General features: G+C 71.0%; 2 protein-coding genes. One reads left to right on the plus strand and one right to left on the minus strand.

Going from position 1 to position 10,994, the window contains the following annotated elements; translation table 11 throughout:
• Positions 1 to 114: 114 nt before the first annotated feature.
• Positions 115 to 6,360: an RHS repeat domain-containing protein gene (locus ABD466_RS31175; RefSeq protein WP_344660784.1), complete on the minus strand. Its 6,246-nt coding sequence runs from the start codon at positions 6,358 to 6,360 to the stop codon at positions 115 to 117.
• Between the two features lie 308 nt (positions 6,361 to 6,668).
• Here ABD466_RS31175 and ABD466_RS31180 point away from each other — a divergent pair.
• A partial coding sequence (locus ABD466_RS31180) for a LamG domain-containing protein (protein ID WP_344660785.1) occupies positions 6,669 to 10,994 on the plus strand: 4,326 nt, incomplete at its 3' end.

The following is a 10,994-nucleotide window of genomic DNA, read 5'->3' on the forward strand; positions in this document are numbered from 1 at the left end:
TGAAAACGTCTTGAGGCCGGTCGGCGGATCCGGTCGGTGGAAGGAGGGGGCCTTCCGGAGGGAAGGCGCCCTCTTCATTCGCCCGGCCCGTGACCGGTCACTGTTCGCTGATGCTCACAGACCCGGCACGATGGTGGTGGCGGGGTCGCCGCCCCCGACCGCGGGCGCCGACGGGTCGGGCGGGATGATCTGCAGCGCGGTGTCCCACGACGCCGGCTTGTAACTGAGCTTGTAGTAGTTCTTCGTGACTCCCCTGATGTCGAAGGTGGTCCAGTCCTTGGAGGTGGTCGTTCCGTCCTTGTACGTGTAGTACGTGCGGTAGTTCGTTCTCCAGCCCGCGGGCGAGAAGCCGATGTATTCATCGGGTTTGGTCGGTTCGACGTTGACGGTCAGGCTCTTCGTCGTGGTGGACGAGTCCGTGTCGCTCCACTGGAGGTTGCCGTTGACGCTGACCTTGAAGATCTTGCCGTCGGCGTTGAAGCCCGCCCCCATCATCTTCGCGAACGTGTGGCTCAGACTCTCCGATGTCGCGACGCCCTCGCTGTAAGGGGTGTTGGTGTTGTTCATGAACATCCCCCAGACGGTGGTCGTATCCGTCTCAGCACCTTCGCTGAGGACCACGGTCAGCCGGCTGACCAGGTCCTTGTTGCCGCTGGTGTCGTCCGGAGGCTGGACCTTGTCCTGCTCGTCGCCCGAGAGGACCCGCCGCGGCAGCTCTTCGCAGCCGTCGCAGTAGTGGCGCGGTCTGTCCTCGTCCATCCACCGGTCCCCGGGGAAGTTGTTCCCCGACCCGCTCGTGTCGTGCCACGTCGGGATCACCTGCGGGTTCGACCCCGGATCGTCCCACCAGCTGTCCCGCATCGAGCTGTCCGCCGAGTCCGACCAGTCGCTGCCGTCGCCGACCGGCGCCAGCATCAGGCCGCTGGGATCGCTGTCGGCCGTCGGCCGGTTGTCGGCGTAGGCGTAGCCGGTCATCGACTGCGGGTCGTTGGAGTCGAGCTTCGGGTCGGCGCTGATGAAGCGCCCGGTGGTCGGGTCGTACTCGCGGGCGCCGACGTCGACCAGGCCGGTGCCGGTGCTGACCGCCTTGTTCAGGAACCCGTGGTTGTCCGGCCAGGCGCCGCCGGAGACGGTGCCGCGCTGGTTGCCGTAGGGGTCCAGGGAGCGGCGGGTCAGGGCGAGCGTGGTGGTGTTGACCGCCAGTTGCTGGGTGCCGTGCTGGTCGCCGGTCAGGTAGTCGGTGCCGGCGGCGGTGCCGTCGGAGACCGCCACCAGCGTCGCACCCAGCTGGTAGTAGCGCTTGGTGGTCAGCGTGCCGGTCGCGGTGTCGCGGGTCACCTCCTGGCCGGGCAGGTACAGGGTCACCGAGGCCGGGTCGCGGCGGAGCAGCTCCGAGCCGGAGGCGGTGTAGACCCAGGAGGTGATACCGGTCGGGGTCGTGGCCTTGACCGGCTTGCCCTCCTCGTTCCAGTCCAGCGTCTGCTGTCCGGAGGGGAGGACGCGGGTGAGGGTGTTGCCCGCCTTGTCGTAGGTGTAGGAGGTCGGTCCGGCGGCGTCGCCGGAGGTCGAGGTCAGGGTGTGGCCGCCGTTGGTGGTGTTGTAGGTATAGGCGGTGGTCCGGTCCGACCCGGTGGCGCCGGGCAGCAGGTGCGAGGTCTGCGACGCACGGTCGCCCGCCCCGTCGAACGTCCACGTGGTCCAGTACGCGTCGGGCCCGCCGACGACGGCGTTGCCCTGCACCGCCGGGTCCTTCGTGCAGTCGGCCGCCGCGCTGGTCCAGGCCTGGCCCAGCCGCTCCAAGGCGTCGTAGCCGAAGCACTGCGCGTCCACCGGGCTGCTGCCGGCCGGGCCGCGGGTGTCGACGACGGAGGTCAGGTGCCCGTAGTCGTCGAACCCGTACTTGGTGTCGTCCAGCTGCGGCACCGGCAGCTGCGCGCTCAGAGCCGCCTCGACGACCCGCAGCGACTGCTGGTCGTAGGTCAGGCCCAGGTACGCGTTGTTCGTGGCCCCGCCGTACGTGATCTGCGACGGGTTCCCGTACCCGAACAGCGCCTGCGTGGCGACGACCGACGTGCCGCGCACGCCGATCGGGTTCCCCAGGTTGTCGTAGCTGTTCGTCACGGTCTCCCCGGGCATGCCCGAGACGACCGCCGGAGTCACCGTCAGGTTGAGCCCGGTGCTGCTGTAGGTGTAGCGGGTGAGGTAGTTCTTGCCGAGCCCGGTCTCCGTCGTCGGGATCGACGTGACCTGCCCCAGCGCGTTGCCCTGGCCGTCATAGGAGCTCACGCCGGTGACGTAGTTCCCCTGCGCGGTGTACCGGGTCTCGTTCGTCTCCTTGCCCGCCTGCAGAGTGTCGTACAGCCACGACGCCAGCTTCGTCCCCGAGGTGGAACCGGCGTACTCCGCCGTCCGCCGGCCGACCGCGTCATACGTGTACGCCAGCGTCTGCCCGCGCGCATCCGTGGTCGACAGGACCTGCCCCGCGTTGTCGTACACCGTGCTGGTTCGCCCGGCGTCGGGAGTCGTGTTCGCGATCTGGTGGCCGAGCGTGTCCAGCGTGAACGTCCACGTCCCGCCGCCCGACGTCATGCTCAGCGGCCGCCCGAAGGCGTCGTTCGTGTACTTCGTCGCCTGCGCGACGCCGCCGCTGACCACGGTGCCGGAGACCGTCGGCTGGCTCGTGTACTGATCCAGCTCCTGGGTGTGCCCGCGCACATCGGTGACCACTGTCTGCGTGGTGCCGCCGGTCGGCGCGAACACCGTGACCCGGTCACCGCCGTAGACCGTCGAACCGGACTTCACCTTCACGTTGCCCCGGTACGTGGTCGTGGCCGTGACCCGGCCGCTCCCGTCGTGCCCGGTGACCGTGCGGCTGTCCACGGCCGACGGCTGCACCTGGCGGCGCGTCGTGCTCGGCACGTCCTGGATGAGGTAGTGGTCGTAGGAGTCGACGGTCCAGCCGTGGCCGTCGTAGAACGTGTCGGAGACCTGCGAACCGCCGCCCGCCGCCGCCTTCTGTGTCTGGACCGTGCGGCCCAGACCGTCGTACAGCTGCGCCGAGGTCACGTAGTTCGTGCCGGTCCCGTAGTCCACCAACTGGTTCGTGATGACGGCCTGCGGCGACTTGGCCTGGATCGCGTACGTGAACGTCAGGTTCGGCGTCGCCTGCCCCTGCGTCCGCCCCGGCTGCCACACCTGCGTGGTCCGGCCGAGCGGGTCGTAGGTCGCGCTGCTGACGTGGCCGGCGATGTCGGTCACGGACGCGGTCGTGCCCCGGCCCGGGTTGAGGACCGTCGTCGTCTTCTGCCCCAGGGGGTTGGTGACGACCTTCTGCGTGAGCACACCGCCGCCGGCCGGGGTGTAGGCCGTGGACGTGGTACGGCCCAGGGCGTCCGCGACGGTCAGCACCCGGCCGAGGGCGTCGTACGTCGTCGTCGCGGAGGTGAAGAACGCGCCGTTGTTCAGCTGGTCGGCGCGCGTCGGGTCGCCCGCCCCCGGCAGCGCGCCCAGGGTGGAGGAGCCGTCGAAGTACGTTCGGGAATCCGACAGCGCCGTGCCCAGCGCGGTCCCGGGCGCGGGGCACGCCTGCTGCGCGGTGACCGTCTCCGAGACGCGGTTCCGCACCCAGGTGGTCGTGTTGTCCGCGTACGCCGTGGTCGTGCACAGCTCCGGGACGCCGTCGCCGCTGTCGTCGACGCTGATGACGCGGCCCACGGCGTCGTACCCGCTCACGCGGGTCGCGGTGCGCACGCCTCCGGCCGCCAGGTCGGCGATGGTGCGGGCCTTCACCGGGCGCACGACGGTGGCGGTCAGGGCGGGCAGGCCGCTGCGGGCCCGCGTCGCCGTGGTCGCCAGCACCGACGGAGTGGTCAGGGTGCGGCTCAGGCGCGCGCCGCCGTCACCGTTGTACTGCGTCTTCTCGTATTCGGATCCCGCGAGGGCGTTGTCGTCGGTGAGCGTCTCGTTCAGCGAGTTCGTGACGCTGACGCTGCGCTTGCCGTTGCCGGGCAGGGTGTCGCCGTCCATGCCGCGCAGGAACTTGGTCGCGGTGTCGGTGAGCTGTTCGCCGTTGGACGGGTTGCCGGTCTTGATGTGCACCTCGCCGTAGCCGCGGAACTGGCCCCAGGTGCGGTTCTCGGGCTTGACGACCTCGTTGTCGTCGTAGTGCCAGGCCGGATCGCCGGTGTAGGTGTAGAACGTCTTCTTGACCGGGGTCAGGCCGTTCGGGTCCTGCTCGTCCACCTCGGAGACGACGTACTTCGCGAAGTAGTCGAGGATCGGGTCGGAGTAGTGCGGCGGGGACCAGTAGGTCGGCATGCACATCGACGTGTTCTGCGACGGGTCCTGCGGGAAGGACGCCTGGGCGCAGGTGGTGTTGTAGTACACGTTCACGACGCCGCCCATGTCGGTCGACACGGAGGTCAGCCGCCAGTGCGGCATGCCGGACAGGCCGTTGACGTTCGGCACCCGGTTCACCATGGCCTGGCCGTAGAACGTGGTCGGCAGCGGGGCGGCCAGCGCGGTGCCGGCGGCGTCATAGCCGGTGCGGCTGACGCCCGAGAGCCACAGTTCGGGATCGGCGTCGGAGGGGAAGGCCTGAGCGAGGTCGTAGGAATCGACCTTGACCGAGGCCCCGGCGGCGTTCCGGTACTGGGTCGTGATGTTCGCCAGGCGCTTGGTGGACCAGAAGGTGGGGGCGTGCGTGGAACACGTGGCGCCGGCGGCGCACAGCTGGTCGACCGGGACGTCCGGCCACTTGGTCGGGTTCGCCGCCATCTGCGCGGGGTCGCACGTGAACGAGGCGTCCGGGGTGCAGCGCTCGGCGACGGTGAACACGATCTGGCCGGCGGCGGGGTCGCCGTAGACGGAACCGCCGGACACGCGCAGGCCGTAGTCGATGCGAGTGAGGGTGCCGCCGCGGGTGTAGGCGGTGCCGGTGGTGGCGCCGTTCGCCCCGTAGTAGTTGGTCTCGGGGGTGTACGTGTACAGCATCGCGTTGCCGTGCACGTCCTCGACGTAGTCGAGGTTCCAGCGCCACCCCTGGGTGCAGGAGGAGGATCCGAACCCTGAGGACGAGTAGCACGGGTCGCCGGAGTGCGCGCCGTAGACCGGAACGGTCCAGGTGGAGTTGGTGGCGTTCTGCGCGCCCGCGCCGGGGCCGCCGTTCCGGCCGAAGAAGTACTGGGTGCCGTCGGGCGTCGTGACCTTGAAGTACTCCCCGTCGCGGGCACCGTTCGACGCCCCGGTGAGCAGTTCGACGCGGTCGCCGGACTCGTTCTGCTCGTGCAGCGTGTGGGTGCCGTCGTCGTAGACGAGGACGGTGGAGCGGCCGCCGAGGCTCATGGTCAGGATCTGCCCGGCCCAGCACTGGTCGCCGGTCTGCGAGGCGACCGGCAGATCGGTCAGCGACGAGCAGGTGCGGTAGGTCCGCTCGACGAAGCCGGGCGAGTAGTCCCAGCCCTCACCGATCCACGAGGACTGGTTGTTGGTGGTGCCGGTCCGCCCGTCCACCACGTTGGACGAGTAGGACAGTGCGACCTGCGGCGCCACACCGCCCGCGACGGCGGGCACGGCGACGGGGTAGGTCCAGGTGAAGCCGCCGGTCGAGCCGCCGGCCGCCCAGGTGCCGGTCGGGCTTAGCGAGGTGGCGGTGAAGGAGCCGCCGGGGCCGGAGGCCTGGGTGGTCGCGGCGAGCAGGGTCGTGGAGGCGGTGAGGGGGAGGCTCGCGGTCAGGGTGTGGCGACCGGTGTCGTTGGCTGTTCCGGGCACCGGGGTCTGAGTACGGCACTCGGGCCGGTCGGGGGTGGTCAGCGCGCACTCCGGCAGCCGGACCAGCGTCAGCCTGCTGCCGAAGTCGGCACCGGCGGCGGTGCGGAAGGCGGAGTAGTCGACGGTGGCGTCGACCGGCGCCGCGGTGGCCGGTGTCATCGCCAGCAGGACACCGGTCACCCCGGCGCGGGCGGCCGCGGCGTGATCGAGCACGCGGACGTGAACCGTCGTGCCACCGGCCGGGGCCGGCCGGGCCGGCCGGCCCGCGGCGGATCCGGTGGCGGCGCGCAGGGTGAGCGGCGTCTTCGCAGGCTGATCGGGGCCCGCCGTCCGCGCGGTCGCCGAGTCGGGCGCCCCGACCGTCAGGTCGGCCGTCGCCGCCGCCGGCCACACCGGCGCCGGCACCGCGCCGCCGCCCGGCAGTCCGCCCCGGACCACCGGGGCCCGCTGCGGCACGAACGGCGTGCTGGGGATCCGGTGGTCCGGCGGCGGCTGCGGCCGCCATCCACCGCCGGGCGCCGCCTGGGCGCCGGTCTGCTGGCCGAGCACCGCCGCGAGGGCCGCGGCGGTCAGCACGGCCGCCGCCCGCACCCCGCGGGAATGTGCGGGCCGACTTCCTGGAGAAATCACGAGAGTTTCCCGATCGTTGGGGATAAAAAGGACACTTTCGCCACTTCGGCGAGGCCGATACTAGCTACGCGAACAGCAGCCGACAACGCCCCACAGAACGCCTTTAACACGGAAAACCCCCAGGCCCACGCCGTGATCTTGGTGATTTGTTAGAGCTTTGTTGGTGACATTTGCGCGATATTTGTTCGGCCGAATTACGCGCCGCTAGCCTGACCCCGCGCCAGCCGGACCACGGCTGGCCCGGCCTATATCCGAGGAATTTGTTGAAGATGAGACGTTCCCGCACGGGGGCGCGCGTGCGCGCCAGTCTGGGCCTGCTCGCGGCGGTCACGGCCGTCGCGGTCGCGGCTCCGTCCGCGCACGCCGCCCCGCCCTCTCCCGGGTCCGCCCACGAGTCCGCTCCCGCCTCCGCCCCGGCGTCCGCCACGGCGCCGAAGGCGCCCTCGGCGCCGAACACCAAGCCCCTCGCCCCCGACGAGCCGGCGGCCGCCGCCGCGGCGAAGTCCAGCGGCAAGGAGCAGCCGATCCTTTCGCTGACCACGGAGACCGGCCAGGTGCTGGTCAAGCCGGACGGCAGCTACCGCTACGAGACCTACGCGCGCCCGGTGCGGGTGAAACAGAACGGCGCATGGACCGCCGTCGACACGACCCTGGTCCGCCGTGCCGACGGCACCGTCGGCCCGAAGGCCGCGTCCGGCGGCGCGGTCTTCTCCGGCGGCGGCTCGGGGCCCGCGGTCACGATCGCCAAGGGGGACGAGAAGATCTCCGTCTCCTGGCCCGCTCCCCTGCCGGCGCCGGTCCTCGACGGTCCGGCCGCCACATACCCGAACGTTCTGCCCGGCGTGGACCTGGTCCTGACCGCGACCGACACCGCCTACAGCGAGGTCCTGGTCGTCCACGACGCCACCGCCGCCACGAACCCGGCGCTGAAGGCGGTGCGCCTGCGCGTCACCGGCACCGACGTGACGGTCCGCACCGACGCCGACGGAGGGCTGACCGCGCTCGATGCCCGAGGCCGGGAAGCCTTCCACGCCCCGGCGGCCACCATGTGGGACTCGACCTCGTCCGGCGAAGCCTCCGACAAGCCGTCCCCGATGAACCAGGGTTCTGGGAAGGTCGCGAAGCTGAAGACGTCGGCCGAAACCCCCAAGGCGGCCGCCGCCAAGGCGGGTTCCTCGGAGGTCGACGTCACCCTCACCGCCCCGGACGGCGCCCTCACCGGCCCCGGCGTGAAGTACCCGGTGTTCATCGACCCCTGGTTCACCGGCTGGAACAGCTACTGGATCAGCATCTCCACCAAGGGCTTCGACAGCACCTACAACAGCGGCTCGGAGACCCGGGTCGGCTACTGCGGCTGGAGCGACTGCAACAACGACGTCTTCCGGACCTACTTCGACATGAACATCGACGGGGTCCAACCGCGCAACGGCGTCAAGCCCAACCTGACGAGCGCCTGGTTCTACCTCACGCAGGACCACGTCGGCGGCTGCACCGCGCAGCCCACGACGATCAGCGAGGCCGGCTGGGTGACCGGAAGCACCACGTGGCCCGGTCCGCTGGACCGGGACCTGGACACGCAGAGCTCGGACGCCGGCGGCAACTCGTCGTGCCCGAAGTCGGCGGCCCAGATCGGGTTCAACGTGACCAGTGGCATCCAGGACGCCATCTGGTACAACTGGCCGGCCATCTCCTTCGGCCTGCACGCGCCGAACGAGGGGGACAAGAACCAGTGGAAGAAGTTCTGGAACAACCCGCACATCGACATCGACTACGACTACCCTCCGGGCGCCCCGAGCGGGCAGTACGTGTCCGGTGAGTTCACCTGCAACAACAAGACCTACGTCACGAACAACACGAACTTCACCGTCAACGCCGTGGCCTGGGACAACAACCCGAGCCCGCTGCCCCTGAAGTACTGGTTCGAGGTCCTCAACTCCAGCGGCACCAGGATCTCGTGGAACTGGAACTACGCCCCGGTGCAGACCTCCTCGGGCGCCTACGGATCCTGGCAGACCAATTACGGCACCTATCCCAACGGCGATTACAGCTTCCGCACCACCGTGGAGAACGTGCCGCAGAACGACCCGGCGCCGCCGTCCTGGGCCTACACCAACGCCGCCGGCGAGAACGACGGCAACTACACCGCCTCCATCGGCAACGCGCCGACCCACGCCTTCACCGTGCTGAACGAGGCCATGCCCTCGCCGACCGTGAAGAGCTTCGACTACCCGAAGGACACCGGCGGCAACCCGGTCTGGGGCCCGCCGCAGGGCGTGAACGGGCAGCTCGTCCTCGGTAACGCGGGCAACGGCAACACCGTCGGCTACGCCTACGCGATCGACTCCGGCGGCGCGATGGACGCCCTGACCAACGACACCTGCTCCTACGACAGCCAGCGCAGTGCCGGCGGCGCCTGGTACGGCCTGATCTCCGACAGCGGCGGCAAGGCCGCGCTCACCGTCCCGGCGGGCCTGGCCGTCGGCCACCACACGCTGTGGGTGAAGAGTTTCGACGCGGCCCACAACATGTCCGCGACCGCGACCCGGTACGAGTTCTTCATCGCCCCGAACTACAACGCCGGACCGGTGAAGTTCGAGGCCGAGGACACGGCGGCGGTGACCATCACCACCTCCGCCCCGTCCCCGGCCCCCGCCCCGGCCACCTCGGTGCAGAACTTCTCGCCCGACTCCTGGTCCGGCGGCAAGCAGGTGCTGTTGGCGGGCCGTGAGGTCGGCGACAAGTTCAGCCTCTCCTTCACCACCGGCCTGGACGCCTACTACGCGCTGGGGGTCGGACTTTCGAAGGCTACCGACTACGGCAAGCTGACGTTCGACGTCGACGGCACACCGCTGCGCGCCGACGCCGCGCCGTTCAACGGCTACGCCTCCGCGCTCGCCACGGCCCACGTCTCCCTCGGCGGAACGCGGCTCAAGCCCGGCAAGCACAAGCTGACGCTGACCGTGACCGGCACGGACCCGGCGACCGCGAACAGCTCCACCAAGCTCCAATACCAGGGCGGCGTGGACTATCTCAGCGCCACCCCGGTCAACGGCGTCGCGTTCCCCAGCTTCGCGGCGGCCATGAACAACCACGGCATCAGCGACGACACCGCCACGGCCGCGGCGGACATGGACTTCGGCGGCCGCAACCCCAACGGCGACGTCGGCGGCGCGGTCGGCTCCGGCGCCTCGCTGTCCAAGCAGGCGCTCGCCGCGGCCGGGCTGGCCCCGGGGACCGCGTTCACGCTGTCCGGCATGAACTTCACGATGCCGGACGCCGTGAAGGACGGAAGCGGCGCCACGGTCGCGGACAACGTGGTCGCGATGGGCCAGACCATCACGCTGGACCCGGCCCAGCGGATCCAGGCCGACGCGGTCGGGCTGCTGGTGGCGAGCACCTGTGGCGCGACCCCGCCCTCCGGCGCGACGATCGGCTACGCCGACGGCCTGCCCGCGCCGGACAGCCCGGCGACGTCGGGCATCCCGGACTGGATCACCGGCACGGCGCAGACCGCGGCCTACACGCTGCCGTACCGCAACACCACGAGCGGGAAGGACCCGACGCCGACCCGGCTGTACCTGCTGGTGCTGCCGGCCGACCCCGGCGGCGTGCTGGACAGCGTGACCCTGCCGTATCCGGGCCCGACGATGGTCCCGGGCACCTGCCCGGCGGCGCTGCACGTGCTGGCCGTCGGCGTGCGCCCGGCGGCCACGGCGAACCTCGCCACCAGCGCCGACACCTCCGGCGGCGGCCACCCGCTGACGCTGGCCGGCAACCTCGGGTTCAGCACCGACCGGGGCGGCGCCGCGGTGTTCTCCGGGCAGGCCGGTCAGGTCGCGAAGACCGGCGCGGCGGTCCTGGACACCACGAAGAGCTTCTCCGTCTCGGCGTGGGCCAAGCCCGCCCCGGGCGCGGTGAACGGCGTCGTGGCGACGCAGGACGGCACCACGACCGGCGCGTTCATGCTGTACGTCAGCAGCACCGGTACCTGGAAGTTCGCGATGCCGACCGCGGACGCGAGCGGCTGGAACGCCGACGCGGTCGAGTCGTCCACCCCGGCGGCCGGCAACGCCTGGGCGCACCTGGTGGCCGTGTACGACGCGGGCACCTCGACGATGGCCCTGTACGTGAACGGCACCCTCATCGGGACGCAGGCGCACGCGAACCCGTGGTCGGCCACCGGCCCGTTCGCCCTGGGCCGGGACAAGCTCAGCGGCGCGTTCAACGCGCAGTTCAGCGGTGAGATCAGCGGGGTGCGGGCTTATCAGCGGGCGTTGTCGGCCGCCGATGTCAGCTCCCTGTTCGGCGGCGGGGCGCCGTCGGGCGCGGTGGGCGTGTGGCCGCTGAACGACTTCGGGCGGGCATGGCTCGGCGCGTGGGCGGCGACGCCCACGGTCGGTGCGACGGCCTCCGGCGGCGGCTCCCTGTTCCCGGGGCAGACGGTGCGCCAGACCGTGCACCCGACGACCTACGGCAGCGGCGCGAACGCGCAGGTGCGGGTGCGCCTGACCAACCGGTTCGGCACCGCGCCGCTGACGGTCACCGCCGCGACGCCGGCCCGGGGCTGCGCGGCGGGCACCGCGGCGTCCGGGGCG

Source organism: Catenulispora subtropica, assembly GCF_039531675.1.
Taxonomy (GTDB): Bacteria; Actinomycetota; Actinomycetes; order Streptomycetales; family Catenulisporaceae; genus Catenulispora; species Catenulispora subtropica.